The sequence below is a fragment of the Rathayibacter sp. AY2B3 genome (assembly GCF_002931755.1).
In the GTDB taxonomy this organism is placed as follows: Bacteria; Actinomycetota; Actinomycetes; order Actinomycetales; family Microbacteriaceae; genus Rathayibacter.
On sequence record NZ_PSUG01000042.1, the window covers coordinates 1 to 16,436 of the forward strand.

Genomic DNA, 16,436 nt, shown 5'->3' on the forward strand with positions numbered 1-16,436 from the left:
TCGACTTCGACCGTGTGGCGTTCGATGTCCATGCGGACGGGACCGGCGACGACGATCCGCTCCTCGCCGGGCTCCTCGGTGCGGCGGCGGTGGACGGCCCTCGAGGACGGAGGGGGCTACTCCGCGGTGGGAGCGTCGACGCCGGGCTCGGCGGTGGGAGTGGGGAGCGCGGTCCGAGCGGGGTCGGCCGTCGGGGTGACGGTCGGCGTCGCGGAGGGCGCGGGGGTCAGCGTCGAGTACGCCTCGAGGGCGTTCGTGAGGACGGGGACGAGGAGCTCCTTGCCCTGCTCGGAGCCGTACTGGAAGTAGACGGGGAGCAGGCCGCCCGGGATGGTGCCGATGTCGTCCATCTGGACGGCCTCGGTGCTGTCGGGGCGCACCTCGGTGCGGCCGGGGACGGCGTCGACGGTGTCGCTGGTGCGGCCCGCGGAGCCCTCGTACTGCACCTCGACGCTCAGCGCCTCGTCGGTGGAGTTCACGAGCGTCACGATCAGGGTGCCGGCCTCGCCGTCGTCCGAGACGATCATCGCGTTGCGGATGGCGAGATCGCCGATCGTCGCGCCGACCCCGTCGCTCGGGTCGTAGATCTTGCGCGTCGCCTGCGGGGCGACGAGGTTGCAGCCGGCGGTAGCGAGGGCGACGCCGACCGCGAGAACGACGGATGCAGCGATACGCGCCTTCACAGGAACCTCCAGATCGTCGGCCCCGCTCGCCCCGGACAGGGCGACTTCACTGTGCACGAGCCGACACCAGGCTAGCGTAGCGAGCACCGCGGCTCCGCCCGTCCGGACTCCCGTCCCGCTCGGCGCGCATGGTAATCTGTCCGCCGCTGAAAGGACGTCGCATGCAGTTCGAGGTCGGAGAGACGGTCGTCTACCCCCATCACGGAGCCGCCACGATCGCCGAGGTGAAGACCCGGACGATCAAGGGCCAGGAGAAGACGTACCTGAAGCTCCGCGTCGCACAGGGAGACCTCGTCATCGAAGTGCCCGCCGACAACGTCGACCTGGTCGGCGTGCGCGACGTCATCGGCCGAGAGGGCGTCGACCGCGTGTTCGAGGTCCTGCGCGCCGAGGTCGTCGAGGAGCCGACCAACTGGTCGCGCCGCTACAAGGCGAACCTCGAGAAGCTGGGGTCCGGCGATGTCGTCAAGGTCTCCGAGGTCGTCCGCGACCTGACCCGGCGCGACCGCGAGCGCGGCCTCTCGGCGGGGGAGAAGAGCATGCTCGCCAAGGCCCGCCAGATCCTCGTCTCCGAGCTCGCCCTGGCCGAGAAGACCGACGAGGACGCCGCCTCCGTGCTCCTCGACGAGGTCCTCGCATCCTGAGCGATCCCGCCGGCGCGCCGACCGCGGCCGTCGTCGTCGTCGCCGCAGGCAGCGGCACGAGGCTCGGCCGCGAGCGCCCCAAGGCCTACGTCGACTGCGCGGGGAGGACGATCCTCGAGCGCAGCCTGCGCACGGTGCTGCTGCTCGCGGAGCCCGTGCAGATCGTCGTCGTGGCGCCCGCCGCCCTCCTCGAGGAGACGGCCGCGCTCGCGCACGCCGCCGGAGCCCCGGACGGCTCCGTCAGCGTCGTCGCCGGAGGCGCCAGCCGCCAGGAGTCGGTCGCTCGGGGACTGCGTGCGCTCGACCCGGCCGTCGAGACGGTGCTCGTCCACGACGCCGCCCGCGCGCTCACGCCCGTCGACCAGTTCGAGCGGGTGATCGCGGCGGTCCGGGCCACGGGCGGCGGAGTGATCCCCGGCCTGCCGGTCACCGACACCATCAAGCGCATCCGCGCCGACGGCGGGATCCTCGGCACGGTGGACCGCTCCGAGCTCGCCGCGGTCCAGACGCCGCAGGGCTTCCCTCGCGCGCTCCTCGACGAGGCCTACGCCTCGGCACAGGAGGACTTCACCGACGACGCGGCGCTCCTCGCCTCGCGCGGCGGTCCCTCGGTCGTCGTCGCGGGCGACCCGCTCGCCTTCAAGATCACCACCCCCTGGGACCTGGCCCGCGCGGAGCAGGTGCTCGCACCGCCGCCCGCCGTCGTCGTGCCGCGCGTCGGCATCGGCACGGACGTGCACGCGTTCGACGACGCGTCGCCGCTCTGGCTCGCCGGGCTGCACTGGCCGGGGGAGCGGGGACTGTCCGGGCACAGCGACGGCGACCCGGTCGCCCACGCGATCTGCGACGCGCTCCTGGCGGCGGCGGGTCTCGGCGACATCGGCTCCCGCTTCGGCACGGCCGACCCGCGCTTCGCGGACGCCCACGGCGAGGTCTTCCTCCGCGCCACCCGCGAACTGGTCGAGGCCGCGGGCTTCGCCATCGGCAACGTCTCGGTGCAGCTCATCGGCAACCGCCCGACGTTCTCGCCGCGGCGCGAGGAGGCGCAGAGGCTGCTCTCGGATCTGCTCGGCGCACCGGTCAGCGTCGCCGCCACCACCTCCGACGCGCTCGGCTTCACCGGCCGGGGCGAGGGGGTCGCCGCGACCGCGACCGCGCTCGTCCTCCCCGCCCCCGCGATCGCCCGGTAGTCCCCGGACGCCGCCGCCGACCCGGCCGGCAGCGGTCCGCCCGGTAAACTCGCCCGCGTGACTCTGCGACTGCATGACTCGAAGGCCCAGGCCCTCGTCGATTTCGTCCCCCTCCGCGAGAACGAGGTCGGGATGTACGTCTGCGGACCCACCGTGCAGTCCTCGCCCCACATCGGGCACCTGCGGTCCGCGCTCGCCTACGACCAGCTGCGCCGCTGGCTGGCGTACCGCGGCTTCCAGGTCACCCTGGTGCGCAACGTCACCGACATCGACGACAAGATCCTCGCCATCGCCGAGGATGCGCGGCGTCGGGCGCCCGAGGGCGCGCCGGTCGAGCAGTGGTGGGCCCTCGCCTACCGCGTCGAGCTCGAGTTCACCGCCGCGTACACGGCCCTCGGCATCCTCCCGCCGACCTACGAGCCGCGCGCGACCGCGAGCATCGCCGAGATGATCACGCTCATCCAGGCCCTGATCGAGCGCGGTCACGCCTACCCGGCGCCCGACGACTCCGGCGACGTCTACTTCGACACGCGGTCCTGGCCGGACTACGGCTCGCTCACCCACCAGCGCCTCGAGAGCATGGAGGCGGCGACCGACGCCGACCCGCGCGGCAAGCGCGACCCGCACGACTTCGCGCTCTGGAAGGGCGCCAAGCCGGAGGAGCCCGAGTCGGCCGCCTGGGCATCCCCGTGGGGCGCCGGACGCCCCGGCTGGCACATCGAGTGCTCCGCGATGTCGACGAAGTACCTCGGCACCCAGTTCGACATCCACGGCGGCGGACTCGACCTGCGCTTCCCCCACCACGAGAACGAGCTCGCCCAGTCCAGCGCCGCCGGCCACGCCTTCGCCAGCTACTGGCTGCACAACGGACTGGTGTCCGTCACCGGCCAGAAGATGAGCAAGTCGCTCGGCAACTCGGTGTTCGCCTCCGAGCTGCTCGACGCGGCCCGCCCGCTCGTCGTCCGCTACTACCTCGGCTCCGCCCACTACCGCTCCACCCTCGAGTTCCACGACGGAGCCCTCGAGGAGGCCGAAGCGGCGCTGGAGCGGATCGAGGGCTTCCTCGAGCGCTCCCGCCGCCGCCTCGACGGCACGCGGTTCGCCGCGCTCGGCGAGCCCGTGGTCCCGGAGGAGTTCGCCGAGGCGATGGACGACGACCTGTCCGTCCCGCAGGCCATCGGCGTCCTGCACGAGACCGTGCGCGCCGGCAACGCCGCCCTCGACGCCGAGGACCTCGGCTCCGTCTCGGCCCTGCGCACCCAGGTGCTCGCGATGGCGGCCGTGCTCGGCATCGACCCGGAGGCGCCCGAGTGGGCGCGCTCCGACGACGAACCCTCGTACCGCGCGCTCAGCGTGCTGGTCGACCGCCTGGTCGCCGAACGCCAGACCGCGCGCGAGCAGCGCGACTGGGCGAGCGCCGACCGCATCCGAACCGATCTCGCCGCGGCGGGAATCACGATCGAAGACACCCAGACGGGTGCGCATTGGAGTCTCGATGGCGAATAAGCCCGGCCGCCCCGGAGCGGTCCGAAAGAAGAGCAAGGGCAAGGCCGTCGGTTCCGGCGGTCAGGGCCGTCAGGCCCTCGAGGGCAAGAAGCCCACGCCCAAGGCCGAGGACCGGCCGTACCACCCCGCAGGCAAGGCGAAGCTCGCGCGCGAGCGCTTCGTCGCCGCCGGCGGCAAGGGCCGCCCCGGCGGAGCCCTCACCGCGGCCGCCCGCGGACAGGGGCGCCCCGCTCCGTCGCGCAAGCCCAAGAGCGGCGACGACTTCGAGATGGTGACGGGCCGCAACTCGGTCCTCGAGGCGCTGCGCGCCAGCATCCCGGCGACGACCCTCTACCTGGCGACCCGCATCGAGATGGACGACCGGGTCAAGGAGGCGCTGAAGATCGCCACCGCCCGCGGCCTGCCCGTGCTCGAGGTCATGCGCCCGGAGCTCGACCGCCTCGCCGGCCCCGACTCGGTGCACCAGGGCCTCGTGCTCAAGGTGCCGCCCTACGAGTACGCCCACCCGAGCGACCTGCTCGAGCGCAGCGTCTCCCGCGGAGCCGTCCCCCTCCTCGTCGCGCTCGACGGCATCACCGACCCGCGCAACCTCGGAGCGATCATCCGCTCCGTCGCCGCGTTCGGCGGACAGGGCGTCATCGTCCCGCAGCGCCGCTCCGTCGGCCTCAACTCCGCCGCCTGGAAGACCTCCGCCGGAGCCGCCGCACGCATCCCCGTCGCGATGGCGTCCAACCTCACCGCCATGATCAAGGACTTCAAGCGCGCGGGCGTCTTCGTCATCGGACTCGACGGCGACGGCGACGTGATGCTGCCCGGCCTCGAACTCGCCGACCGGCCGCTCCTCGTCGTCGTCGGCAGCGAGGGCAAGGGCCTCTCCCGGCTCGTCACCGAGCAGTGCGACGCCGTCGTCTCCATCCCGATCAGCTCCGCCACGGAATCCTTGAACGCCGGGATCGCGGCGTCGGTGGCGCTCTACGAGATCTCCAGACTCCGCTCCGAGTAGCGCGCGCGCGGGCGCCGGCACGGCGATCTGCGGCGTTGTCGTCGGGCGCGATACCGCCGGTATCGCTTCCTCCTCCGCCTTGCAGCTCACCGCGCCGGCACCCGCGCTACGGGGCTGGAGGGGGTGAGGCGCCGCCTGCGGCGAGCGGAGACGGGCGCCGCCTGCGGCGAGCGGGAATGGGCGCCGCCTTCGGCGAGCGGGAACGGGCGCTGCCTTCGGCGGGCGGGAATGCGAAGAGGGCCCGTGCGGACAGCGCGGGCCCTCTTGCGGTGGGAGGGGTCAGACGTTCTTCGTCCAGTCGACGTCGGCGTCCTCGTCGGTGAGCTCGGCGTCGCCGGACTCGTCGAGGACGAGGTTCGGGAGGGTCAGCGCCTCGGTGGGAGGAGCGATGACCGTCGCCTCGTCGCGACGGTGACGCAGGATGTCGTTCACGTAGGCGGTGACCGCCTCCGCCAGGGGGACGTCGCGCGCCTGCTGCTGCGACATGAACCAGCGGTGCTCGAGCAGCTGATGGAACATCTCGGCCGGCTCCAGGCGACCCTTGAGATCACGGGGGATCGAGCGGATGACCGGCTCGAACACCTGCGCCAGCCACTCGTGCGCCACCATCTCCTCGTCCAGGCCCTGCTTGTCGTAGGTCGCCGTGTACGAGTCGAGGTCGTTCAGCAGGCGCCGCGCCTGGTTCTCCTGCGCGTCCAGCCCGGTGAGACGGAGCAGCCGCCGCTGGTGGTGGCCGGCGTCGACCACCTTCGGCTGGATCCGCACCGTCGATCCGGCCTCGTCGGTCTTGATCGCGAGCTCCTCGATGTCGAAGCCCAGCTCGTTCAGCCGGTTCACGCGGTCGTTGATCCGCCAGCGCTCCGAGGTCGCGAACGACTCCGCACCGGTCAGCTCCTTCCAGAGGCTGCGGTACGCCGCGACGATGCCGTCGGAGACGGTGATCGGGTCGAGGTCGTCGTCGACGCGTCCGCCCGCCTCGAGGTCGAGCAGCTCACCGGCGATGTTGACGCGGGCGATCTCCAGATCGTTCTCGCGCTGGCCGTTCGAGAGGCCGCCCGAGTAGAGCTGCCCGGTCTCCGCATCGACCAGGTAGGCGGCGAAGGCGCCGGCATCGCGCCGGAAGAGGGTGTTCGAGAGCGACACGTCGCCCCAGAAGAAGCCGATCACGTGCAGGCGGACCAGGAGGAGCGCCAGCGCGTCGACCAGGCGGGTCGCCGTGTCCGGCCGCAGCGTCTGCGAGAACAGCGCCCGGTAGGGGAGCGAGAACTTGAGGTGACGGGTGACCAGCACCGCGGGCAGGGCCTCACCCTCGTCGTCGGTGCGGTTCGTGATCACGGCGCCCGGCACCACGCACGGCACGTCGAGGCGCTGCAGCGTCTTCAGCATCTCGTACTCGCGCCGCGACATCTCGGCCGTCGTCTCCTTGACGGCGACGACGTGTCCGGAGAGGTGCGCGAAGCGGACCGTGTGCCGCGAGATGCCCTTCGGCAGAGCGGCGATGTACTCGTCGGGCCAGTCGTCGAGCCGCAGGTTCCACGGCAGGTCGAGCAGGGCCGGGTCGACGGTGGCCGAGGTGATGTTCAGGGAGCCGGACATGGTGCGCCGTTCGTGTCGCGTGTCGGACGGTGGGGGAGCCGCAGACGACGCTGCCGCCGCCCTGGAGGGGACGGCGGCAGCGTGCGGTGCAGGAGGAGGCTCAGGAGAGGCGCTCGCCCGACTCCGCGTCGAAGATGTGCACGCGGTGGTTCGCGGTCACGTACACGCGGTCGCCCGCGGTGGGGTGCACGCGGCCGTCGACGCGCGCGACGATGTCGGTCCGGCGGCCCTCGACCTCGGTGTGGCCGTAGAGGTAGCCGTCCGAGCCGAGCTCCTCGATGAGGTCGACCTCGATCGGCAGTCCGCCGGGCTGGGTCGAGACGGTGACGTCCTCGGGGCGCACGCCGAGCGTGACGACCTTCTGGCTCGTCTTCGCGAGCGCCTCGCGGGCGATCGGGAGGACGGTGTCGCCGAACTTGACGCCGCCGTCGGTGACGTCCGCGTGGAACAGGTTCATCGCGGGCGAGCCGATGAAGCCGGCCACGAAGACGTTGTTCGGGTTCTCGTACAGGTCGCGGGGCGATCCGACCTGCTGGAGGAGGCCGTCCTTGAGGACCGCGATGCGGTCGCCCATGGTGAGCGCCTCGGTCTGGTCGTGGGTGACGTAGACCGTGGTGATGCCCAGGCGGCGCTGCAGCGTGCCGATCTGGGTGCGGGTGGACACGCGGAGCTTGGCGTCGAGGTTCGACAGCGGCTCGTCCATGAGGAAGACCTGGGGCTTGCGGACGATGGCGCGGCCCATCGCGACACGCTGGCGCTGACCACCGGAGAGCGCCTTCGGCTTGCGGTTGAGGTAGGGCTCGAGGTCGAGCATCTTCGCGGCCTCGAGGACCCGCGCGGCGCGCTCGTCCTTGTTCACGCCGGCGATCTTGAGCGCGAAGCCCATGTTCTCGGCGACGGACATGTGCGGGTACAGCGCGTAGTTCTGGAAGACCATCGCGATGTCGCGGTCCTTCGGCGGAACGTCCGTGACGTTGCGGTCGCCGATGAGGATGCGGCCCTCGTTGACCTCTTCGAGGCCGGCGAGCATGCGCAGGGAGGTGGACTTGCCGCAGCCGGAGGGGCCGACGAGGACGAGGAACTCGCCGTCGCCCACCTCGAGGTTGAGCTTGTCGACGGAGGCGCGAGTGGCCCCGGGGTAGACGCGGGACGCGTGGTCGAAAGTTACGGACGCCATTGTTCTTGCTCCTTCACCGGCAGGTACGTGCCGGACGATCCGAGTGAATGGAAGTGATGGTCATCATCGCGTGGGCGACTCCGACCAACCGTCACAGTATGCCACGGGGCCGACAATCGTCGGTCGGGCGCCCCGTATCCGTCGTTTGGAGGTTTCCCAGGGCTCGCGCGTAGGATTCCGGCGAGTCGCGCCAGGCGACCCCCTTCTTCCCCCTCTCTCATTCGGAGCGTTCTTGTCATGACCACCGGCGGAGCCAACGACCGTCTCTCGAAGAACCAGCGACGAGAGGCCGCCCGAGAGAAGGCGCGCCGCCTGCGCGAGCAGCAGAAGCGCCGCGACCGTGTGAGCCGCTTCGCCCTGCAGGGCGGGCTGGCCGCCGTCGTGATCGCGGTCGTCGTCATCGTGGTCTTCGCCGTCACCTCCAGCATCCGCCCCGCGGGCCCCGGCCCGGCGAACATGGCGAGCGACGGCGTGGTCGTCGGCGAGAACATGGTCGCGCAGACGAGCGGCGCCGTCGCCGCCGACGGGACGCCCACTCCCAGTGCGCTCGACACCTCGGGCGGCACGGTCGACATCCGGGTCTACCTCGACTACCTCTGCCCCTACTGCGGCCAGTTCGAGAAGACCAACGGCGACCAGATCAAGGAGTGGGTGACCAGCGGTGCCGCGACGGTCGAGATCCACCCGATCGCCATCCTCACGACCCGCTCCAACGGCACCAAGTACTCGGAGCGCTCGGCCAACGCCGCCGCGTGCGTCGCGGACCGCTCGCCCGACTCCTTCTTCGACTTCAACTCCCTGCTCTTCGCCGACCAGCCGGCGGAGGGGACCGACGGCCTGTCGGACGACCAGCTGAAGGACTACGCCTCGCAGGCCGGCGTCGAGGACACGGCGGCCGTGAACACCTGCATCGACGACCAGAGCTTCGTGAGCTGGGTCCGCGCCGCGACCGAGCGCGCCACCTCGGGTCCGCTCCCCGGCACGGACGTGCCCGCCGTCACCGGCACCCCGACCGTCCTGGTCAACGGCGAGGCGTACTCGGGCTCGCTGACCGATCCGGACGCGTTCAGCTCGTTCGTGCTCTCGGCCGCCGCCGACTCGTACTCGTCGGCGACTCCCGCGCTCTCCTCCTCCGAGACCCCGGCGCCGACCGAGACGCCCGCCTCGACCGAGACCCCTGCCTCGACCGAGACCCCGGCTCCCGGCGACGCCCCGGTCTCCACCGAGGCTCCCGCCTCCTCCGAGCCGACCCCGGCCGCCGCGGGCTGAGTCCCAGACGCGGAGAACCCGCGCTCAGGCAGAAGGCCCCGACCGCACGCAGCGGTCGGGGCCTTCTGCCTCTCCTGAGCCGACGACGGGACTTGAACCCGTAACCGCCCGATTACAAGTCGGGTGCGCTACCAATTGCGCCACGTCGGCAGGTGCGCTCATGCGCCCGGCCACCCTATCGCGGGCCCCGGATCCGCTCGGATCGGGGCCCGCCGGGGTTCACGGCTCGAGGATGCTGAGGTGCCGTTCGGCGGGAGCGGGGCGCTTGGGGCCGCCGATCTTCCCGTCGGGACGGCCGACGTAGAGCCAGCCGAGCAGCTCCTCGCCCTTCTCGAGGCGGTGCGCCTTCCGCACGGCCTTGTCGCGCGTGTAGGAGCCGGTGCGCCAGAAGACGCCCCAGCCCGCCTCGTCGAGCAGCAGGCTCAGGAGGTGGGCGACGCCCGAGGCGACGGCCTCCTGCTCCCAGGCCGGCACCTTCGACTTCTTGACGCTGACCACGACGGCCAGCAGCAGGGAGGCGCGGTGCGTCTTCTCGATGTACTTCCGGGGGTCCTTCTTCGCTCCCGAGGCGACCGCGAAGCTGCGGCCGACCCGGTCGCGGGCGGCGCCGCGGATCTCGATGACCCGCCACGGGCGCAGCGAGCTGTGATCGGCGAGACGCGACGCCGCCGAGACGAACGCCGCGATCTCGTCGTGCCCCGGAGCCTCCGGCGTCACCTTCGAGCGCGAACGGCGCGCGAGGACGGCCTCGAGCACGGGGGAGGAGGGCACGGTCACTCGCCCTCGGCCTGGAAGTTCAGGGCGATCGAGTTCATGCAGTAGCGGTCGCCGGTGGGCGTGCCGAAGCCGTCGGGGAAGACGTGCCCCAGGTGCGATCCGCAGTTCGCGCAGCGGACCTCGGTGCGGACCATGCCGAGAGTGCTGTCCTCGATCAGCTGGACGGCGTCCGGGTTCACGGACTCGTAGAAGCTCGGCCAGCCGCAGCCGGAGTCGAACTTGGTGCCGCTCTTGAAGAGCTCGGCACTGCAGGCGGCGCAGGTGTAGAGGCCGGCGCGGTGCTCGTCGAGCAGCTCGCCGGTCCACGGGCGCTCGGTGGCCGCTTCGCGCAGGACCGCGTACTGGTCGCGGTCGAGCTCCTCGCGCCACTCGGCGTCGGACTTGTTCACGGAATACGACGACATGGGTCTCCCTCGGAATCCTCGTCAGTGTACGGGGGCGGTCGCGCCCCTCCACCTGGTCCAACCCCCGGGACGACGGCTCCATTCCGCCTCCGCGGGCTGTGGAGGAGACTCCCCGCCGCGGCGCCGCGACGCGGTCGCGAGCCGTTCGGAGCGCCTCCCCGGCGGCGGCCGCGGGCCTGCCTACCCTGGGGGGATGAGCAGGACGACGGACCCGAGGCCGGGCACCGGTCTGTCCGAGCGAGAGCTGCGGGTGCTCGCCTTCGAGCGCGAGTGGACCGCCCGCTCCGGAGACAAGGACGACGCGATCCGCTCCCAGTTCGGACTGTCGGCCGCCCGCTACTATCAGGTGCTCAGCGCGGTGCTCGCCTCTCCGGCCGCCCTCGCGCACGACCCGATGCTCGTCACGCGGCTGCAGCGCATCCGCGACCAGCGCGCCGGCGCCCGCGCCTCGCGACGCCTCGGGCGCCTCGAGTAGACGAGCTGCTCGAGTCCACCAACGGAAGGCCGGCCGTACCCCCGATGTCGAACACGCACCCGAGAGACCGCTTCGACGAGGTCCCGGCGACGGAGGCGCGCGTCGGCGCCCACCGCCGGCCGCCGGCTCCCCACGCCCGCGCCGTCGCCCTCGCGTGGGCGGCGCTCGCCACCGGAGTCATCGTCCTGCTCGGCTTCATCGGGCTGCTGGTCATCGACGACCGGGTGCAGTTCACGGACGTCTTCACCCCGCCCACCGCGACCGCCGAGGCGACTCCGACCGCGGCCGCGACGCTCGATCCCGAGCTCGCCGTCGCCGTCCTCAACGGCACCGCCACCGTCGGACTCGCCGCCAGCGCCGGCGACGCCCTGACGACGGCCGGCTGGAGCGTCCCGACCGTCGCGAACGCGAACACCGAGGACATCGCCGCCACGACGGTCTACTTCAGCGACCCGGCGCTCGAGGGAGCGGCCCTCGGTCTCGTCGACTCGCTCGGAACGGGGACCGTCCTGCTCTCGCAGGACTTCGTCGAGACGGGCTCCGTCGTCGTGGTCCTGGGGTCCGACTACGCCTCCGAGCAGGGCTGATCGGGACCCTCTGTTACGGGCACGTTTCCTCCGTGTTGAATCCCGGGCAACTCTTCCCCGCGACGCCCTCTCCAGCCCCTGCCGGGCCCGATCGTCGGATTAGTATTCCTGACCAGGCACCAGCACATCGCTCGTGCCGCGGGCATCACAGCACTGGGGAGTACAGAGATGGCGAACGGAACCGTCAAGTGGTTCAACGCTGAGAAGGGCTACGGCTTCATCACGGTCGACGGCGGCGGACAGGACGTCTTCGTCCACTACTCCGCGATCGACATGTCGGGGTACAAGGTCCTCGAGGAGGGGCAGCAGGTCGCGTTCGAGGTCGGCACGGGGTCGAAGGGCCCGCAGGCCGAATCGGTCCGCCCGGCCTGACCGCCGAGCCTCCCGGGAGCCGTCGTCCGCCTCGTGCGGGCGGCGGCTCCTTCGTGTCGGAGCGCGTGCCGGTCGCTTGCACTCGTCCACCGCGAGTGCCAGAATCGACCTTGGCACTCGCTCCGGTCGAGTGCCAGCACAGACATTTCACGACGTCCGGGAGGGACGAGAAACACACATGGCCAAGATCATTGCTTTTGACGAAGAAGCCCGCCGCGGCCTCGAGCGTGGACTCAACACTCTGGCCGACGCGGTCAAGGTGACCCTCGGCCCGCGCGGCCGCAACGTCGTCCTCGAGAAGAAGTGGGGCGCTCCCACCATCACGAACGACGGCGTCTCCATCGCCAAGGAGATCGAGCTCGACGAGCCGTACGAGAAGATCGGCGCCGAGCTCGTCAAGGAGGTCGCCAAGAAGACCGACGACGTCGCCGGCGACGGAACCACCACCGCGACCGTCCTCGCTCAGGCGCTCGTCCGCGAGGGCCTGCGCAACGTCGCGGCCGGCGCCGACCCGATCAGCCTCAAGAAGGGCATCGAGAAGGCCGTCAAGGCCGTCACCGCCGAGCTCATCGCCGGCGCGAAGGCGATCGAGACCAAGGAGGAGATCGCGGCGACCGCCTCCATCTCCGCCGCGGACCCCGAGATCGGCGCGATCATCGCCGAGGCGATCGACAAGGTCGGCAAGGAGGGCGTCGTCACCGTCGAGGAGTCGAACACCTTCGGCACCGAGCTCGAGCTCACCGAGGGCATGCGCTTCGACAAGGGCTACCTGTCGCAGTACTTCGTGACCGACCCCGACCGCCAGGAGGCGGTGTTCGAGGACCCCTACATCCTCATCGTCAACTCCAAGGTCTCGAATATCAAGGACCTGCTCCCCGTCGTCGACAAGGTGATCCAGGCGGGCAAGCAGCTGCTGATCATCGCCGAGGACGTCGACGGTGAGGCGCTGGCGACCCTGGTCGTCAACAAGATCCGCGGCATCTTCAAGTCGGTCGCCGTCAAGGCTCCCGGCTTCGGCGACCGTCGCAAGGCGCAGCTCCAGGACATCGCGATCCTGACCGGCGGCCAGGTCATCTCCGAGGAGGTCGGCCTCAAGCTCGAGAACGTCACCCTCGACCTGCTCGGCTCGGCCCGCAAGGTCGTCATCACCAAGGACGAGACCACGATCGTCGAGGGTGCCGGCGACGCCGAGGCCATCGCCGGCCGCGTCGCGCAGATCCGCGGCGAGATCGAGAACACCGACAGCGACTACGACCGCGAGAAGCTCCAGGAGCGCCTCGCGAAGCTCGCCGGCGGTGTCGCGGTCATCAAGGCCGGAGCGGCGACCGAGGTCGAGCTCAAGGAGCGCAAGCACCGCATCGAGGACGCCGTCCGCAACGCGAAGGCCGCCGTCGAGGAGGGCATCGTCGCCGGTGGTGGCGTCGCCCTCATCCAGGCCGGCAAGCTCGCCTTCGAGAAGCTCGAGCTCGTCGGAGACGAGGCGACCGGCGCGAACATCGTCAAGGTCGCCATCGACGCCCCGCTCAAGCAGATCGCTCTCAACGCGGGCATGGAGCCCGGCGTCGTCGCTGCGAAGGTCCGCGAGCTCCCCACCGGACACGGCCTCAACGCCGCGACCGGCGAGTACGTCGACCTCATCGCCGCGGGCATCATCGACCCGGTCAAGGTCACGCGCTCCGCTCTGCAGAACGCGGCGTCGATCGCCGGCCTCTTCCTCACCACGGAGGCCGTCGTCGCCGACAAGCCCGAGAAGAACCCTGTCGCCGCGGGCGGCGACCCCACCGGAGGCATGGACTTCTAGTCCAGGCCCCCACCAGGCAGAAGGCGGTTCCCCTCCGGGGGAGCCGCCTTCTGCCTTTGAGGGTGCGCGTGAGCGTGCAGGCGAGCGTGCAAGCAGATGCTCCTGGACGGGACCCCGCGATCACGACGGCGGTTCTCCTCCGGGGGCACCGCATCCCGTACCCTCCGGGTCCTCTCGATCGGCACCGGCAGCGGAGGCGCGCAGGGTGCGGCCCGGGCCACGTCGCGACGCGGAGGATCGGGGAGCAGAGGTCCTCGGCCGGACGGATGCGGACGGCGACTCCGCCGGATCCGCGGACGCGGCGTGCAACGTGCGTCGGCTCTGGTCTCCGGCGGTGCGGGCGGGCTCGCGGCCCGGTGGTCCCGAGGAGGAGAGAGTGAGCCGTGCGCGGCCGCTCGGGCGGGGTGCGCGAGGTCCCGATCGCCCGGGTGGATCGATCCGTGCCGCCCGTGGACGTCGACAGGAGAGCGCGGAACGGAGCGGCCCCGCCGGGAGACGGACCGCGGTGCGGATCAGACCGAGGCGGGGGAGGTCTCGCCGTTCTGACCGACGGTCAGCAGCGGCAGCGCGACACGGAAGGTCGCGCCTCCACCCGGCGTCTCGACGACGTCCACGCGGCCCTTGTGCGCGGCGACGATCGAGGAGACGATCGCCAGCCCCAGGCCGCTGCCGCCGGTCTCGCGGGTCCGCGACGTGTCCGCGCGCCAGAAGCGCTGGAAGATCTTCTCGCGGATCTGCGGGGGGATGCCCTCGCCGTGGTCGATGACCTCCAGCAGGGCGAGTCGGCGGGAGCGGTCGACGGCGACGCCGATCTCGATCGGAGTGTCCTCGGGCGTGTAGCGGACTGCGTTGCCGATCAGGTTCGTCAGGACCTGGCGGATCTTGTTCTCCTCCGCCATCACCATCGCCGGCACGCCCGGCTCCTCGGGGGCAGTGGCGGTGCCGGCGGCGATCTCCTCGGCGTTGACCCGGCGCGGACGCCGGCGGAAGCGGGCGAGCCGGGCTCCTGCCGCGGCGATCGGTCCGGTGAGCCCGGGGTTCGTCAGCTCCATGGGCTGCGTGGCGGAGGCGCCGGCCTCGTCGAGCTCGAGCGCAGGCGTCTCGACAGGGGTGTCGTCGCGGGTCTCGACGCCGAAGTCGCGGTCGGGCCAGGAGGCCATCGCGTCCATCGCGGCGTCGCGGGCGAGCGGCATCAGGTCCACGGGCGCGAGCGCGAGAGGCTTCGTCTCGTCGAGGCGTGCGAGCTCGAGGAGGTCCTCGACCAGGCCGCCCATCCGGATCGCCTCCTTCTCGATGCGCTCCATCGCCTGGCCGACGGCCTCGGGCGTCTGCAGAGCGCCCATCCTGTACAGCTCGGCGTAGCCGCGGACGGAGACGAGCGGGGTGCGCAGCTCGTGGCTGGCGTCGCCGACGAAGCGGCGCATCTGGTCGATCGTGCGGGCGCGGTCGCGGAAGGCGGAGTCGATCCGCCCGAGCATCGCGTTCAGGGAGCGGTTGAGGCGCCCGACCTCGGTGTTGGGCGTCGTGCCGTCCAGGCGCTGGCTGAAATCGCCGTCGGCGATGGCGGCGGCGGTCTGCTCGACCTCGCGCAGCGGAGCGAACGTCGTGGTGACCAGCAGGCGGGTGAGGAGCGCGCCGATCACGACGATCGCGACTCCGAAGCCGAGGAAGATCGTGAGGTACGTCGTCATGATGACGTCGACGCTGCGGGTCGACACCGCGAGCAGGAGCGTCTGGTACTCGGTGCCCCTCGTGAACACCGTCGACATGACGTGGTACTCGACCTTGCCGTTGGAGCTCCAGATCTCCATCGGCTTGTCGCCGCCCTGCAGCGCCTGCTCGAGGGTGAAGGTCTGCGGGAAGGCGGGATCGGCCGCGCCGGACACGTTCGTGTTGTCGAGCGTGCCGTACTGGTCGTAGACGGCGCCGAAGTCGGCCTTGGACTCGTCGATCGCGGCGAGGTCCTTGACGGAGAGGTCGCTCGCCGTCCGCTGGACCTGGTCGGCCAGCTGCGCGTCGAGCTGCGCGACGAGCTGCGGCTTCAGCATCGTCATCGTCCCGATACCGGAGACGAGGAGTCCCAGCGTGAGCAGGAGGACCGTGACGGCGGTGATCTTCGTGCGCAACGAGATAGAGTTCCACCGCTCGGCCAGACCCTGGTGCATGGCGGTGGAACTCCCTCGGGATCGGCGGGCGCCGCGCCTCCGACGGGAGGTGGCGCCGAGGTGGCGGAGGCTAGGCCTTCGCGACCTTCAGCATGTATCCGAATCCTCGCTTGGTCTGGATGAGCGATTCCTCCGAATGCGTGTCGAGCTTACGTCGCAGGTACGAGATGTAAGACTCGACGATGCCCGCATCGCCGTTGAAGTCGTACTCCCACACGTGGTCGAGGATCTGCGCCTTGCTGAGCACCCGGTTCGGGTTGAGCATCAGGTAGCGGAGCAGCTTGAACTCGGTGGGGCTGAGCTCCACCGGCTCGTCGCCGACGAGGACCTCGTGCGTGTCCTGGTCCATCGTCAGCTCGCCGGCGCGGATGACCGCGTCCTCCTCGGCGTGCATGGTGCGGCGGAGGATCGCCTTGATGCGCGCGACGATCTCGTCGAGGCTGAACGGCTTGGTGACGTAGTCGTCGCCTCCGACGGTGAGGCCCGTGATCTTGTCCTCGGTGTCGTCCTTCGCCGTGAGGAAGAGGATGGGGGAGGTGTATCCGGCCGAGCGGAGGCGCTTGGTCACGCCGAAGCCGTTCATGTCCGGGAGCATGACGTCGAGGATGATCAGGTCCGGCTCCTCCTCGAGGACCGCCGAGATGGCCTGGGCCCCGTTGCCGACCGCCCGCACGGCGAAGCCGGCGAAGCGGAGGCTCGTGGTGAGCAGGTCTCTGATGTTGGGCTCGTCGTCGACGATGAGAATGCGGGGTCCGTCCATGCAGGACAGTATCTGGCCGTCGGCTGT

The 16,436-nt window shown here is 71.1% G+C and carries 16 protein-coding genes and 1 tRNA gene; 9 read left to right on the plus strand and 8 right to left on the minus strand.

The annotated features are described in order from the left end of the window. Positions 1 to 116: 116 nt before the first annotated feature. Positions 117 to 683: a hypothetical protein gene (locus C5C24_RS13560; protein WP_104277694.1), complete on the minus strand. Its 567-nt coding sequence runs from the start codon at positions 681 to 683 to the stop codon at positions 117 to 119. 161 nt (positions 684 to 844) lie between these two features. Here C5C24_RS13560 and C5C24_RS13565 point away from each other — a divergent pair, with 161 nt between their 5' ends. Genes C5C24_RS13565 through rlmB form a run of 4 tightly spaced genes read left to right on the plus strand, consistent with a single transcriptional unit; the run spans position 845 to position 5,026 of the window. Continuing rightward, positions 845 to 1,327, plus strand: coding sequence for a CarD family transcriptional regulator (locus tag C5C24_RS13565; protein WP_104277695.1), 483 nt, complete (start codon positions 845 to 847; stop codon positions 1,325 to 1,327). Continuing rightward, entirely contained in the window at positions 1,321 to 2,517 is a 1,197-nt protein-coding gene (ispD, locus tag C5C24_RS13570) for a 2-C-methyl-D-erythritol 4-phosphate cytidylyltransferase (protein ID WP_181110233.1), read from the plus strand. The genes C5C24_RS13565 and ispD overlap by 7 nt, the downstream gene beginning before the upstream one ends. 57 nt (positions 2,518 to 2,574) lie before the next feature. Further along, on the plus strand, positions 2,575 to 4,023 hold the full coding sequence (gene cysS, locus C5C24_RS13575; protein ID WP_104305215.1) for a cysteine--tRNA ligase: 1,449 nt from the start codon (positions 2,575 to 2,577) through the stop codon (positions 4,021 to 4,023). Then, positions 4,013 to 5,026, plus strand: a complete 1,014-nt coding sequence (gene rlmB / locus C5C24_RS13580) for a 23S rRNA (guanosine(2251)-2'-O)-methyltransferase RlmB (protein WP_104277697.1) — start codon at positions 4,013 to 4,015, stop codon at positions 5,024 to 5,026. Before cysS ends, rlmB begins: the two co-directional genes overlap by 11 nt. A gap of 279 nt (positions 5,027 to 5,305) precedes the next feature. On the opposite strand, the gene C5C24_RS13585 is transcribed toward rlmB, so the two are convergent. Together C5C24_RS13585 and C5C24_RS13590 are read right to left on the minus strand one after the other, a co-directional pair. Beyond that, entirely contained in the window at positions 5,306 to 6,622 is a 1,317-nt protein-coding gene (locus C5C24_RS13585) for a DUF4032 domain-containing protein (RefSeq protein ID WP_104226481.1), read from the minus strand. Between the two features lie 100 nt (positions 6,623 to 6,722). Then, the gene (locus tag C5C24_RS13590) at positions 6,723 to 7,799 is read right to left on the minus strand and encodes an ABC transporter ATP-binding protein (RefSeq protein ID WP_104224593.1); all 1,077 of its coding nucleotides are present in this window, start codon (positions 7,797 to 7,799) and stop codon (positions 6,723 to 6,725) included. Positions 7,800 to 8,036: 237 nt separating this feature from the next. Between C5C24_RS13590 and C5C24_RS13595 the strand changes: the two genes are divergently transcribed. After that, on the plus strand, positions 8,037 to 9,068 hold the full coding sequence (locus C5C24_RS13595) for a thioredoxin domain-containing protein (RefSeq protein WP_104305216.1): 1,032 nt from the start codon (positions 8,037 to 8,039) through the stop codon (positions 9,066 to 9,068). Positions 9,069 to 9,145: 77 nt separating this feature from the next. On the opposite strand, the gene C5C24_RS13600 is transcribed toward C5C24_RS13595, so the two are convergent. The 3 genes from C5C24_RS13600 to msrB all read right to left on the minus strand — a co-directional run bounded on the left by C5C24_RS13600 (position 9,146) and on the right by msrB (position 10,249). Continuing rightward, positions 9,146 to 9,218 (minus strand) — tRNA-Thr (locus C5C24_RS13600). A gap of 69 nt (positions 9,219 to 9,287) precedes the next feature. After that, positions 9,288 to 9,845, minus strand: a complete 558-nt coding sequence (locus tag C5C24_RS13605) for a nitroreductase family protein (RefSeq protein WP_104305217.1) — start codon at positions 9,843 to 9,845, stop codon at positions 9,288 to 9,290. Continuing rightward, complete coding sequence (gene msrB / locus C5C24_RS13610) at positions 9,842 to 10,249, minus strand: peptide-methionine (R)-S-oxide reductase MsrB (RefSeq protein ID WP_104277700.1); 408 nt, start codon at positions 10,247 to 10,249, stop codon at positions 9,842 to 9,844. The genes C5C24_RS13605 and msrB overlap by 4 nt, the downstream gene beginning before the upstream one ends. Positions 10,250 to 10,442: 193 nt before the next feature. On the opposite strand from msrB, the gene C5C24_RS13615 reads away from it, so the two are divergent. The 4 genes from C5C24_RS13615 to groL all read left to right on the plus strand — a co-directional run bounded on the left by C5C24_RS13615 (position 10,443) and on the right by groL (position 13,484). After that, the gene (locus C5C24_RS13615) at positions 10,443 to 10,724 is read left to right on the plus strand and encodes a DUF3263 domain-containing protein (protein WP_104224597.1); all 282 of its coding nucleotides are present in this window, start codon (positions 10,443 to 10,445) and stop codon (positions 10,722 to 10,724) included. 44 nt (positions 10,725 to 10,768) lie between these two features. Then, on the plus strand, positions 10,769 to 11,311 hold the full coding sequence (locus tag C5C24_RS13620; RefSeq protein WP_104277701.1) for a LytR C-terminal domain-containing protein: 543 nt from the start codon (positions 10,769 to 10,771) through the stop codon (positions 11,309 to 11,311). 168 nt (positions 11,312 to 11,479) lie between these two features. After that, entirely contained in the window at positions 11,480 to 11,683 is a 204-nt protein-coding gene (locus tag C5C24_RS13625; protein WP_104224599.1) for a cold-shock protein, read from the plus strand. Between the two features lie 178 nt (positions 11,684 to 11,861). Then, complete coding sequence (gene groL, locus C5C24_RS13630) at positions 11,862 to 13,484, plus strand: chaperonin GroEL (RefSeq protein WP_104224600.1); 1,623 nt, start codon at positions 11,862 to 11,864, stop codon at positions 13,482 to 13,484. Positions 13,485 to 13,996: 512 nt separating this feature from the next. Here groL and C5C24_RS13635 read toward each other — a convergent pair. Further along, positions 13,997 to 15,649, minus strand: coding sequence for a HAMP domain-containing sensor histidine kinase (locus C5C24_RS13635; protein WP_104305218.1), 1,653 nt, complete (start codon positions 15,647 to 15,649; stop codon positions 13,997 to 13,999). Positions 15,650 to 15,719: 70 nt separating this feature from the next. Then, positions 15,720 to 16,409, minus strand: coding sequence for a response regulator transcription factor (locus tag C5C24_RS13640; protein WP_055787731.1), 690 nt, complete (start codon positions 16,407 to 16,409; stop codon positions 15,720 to 15,722). Positions 16,410 to 16,436 lie beyond the last annotated feature (27 nt).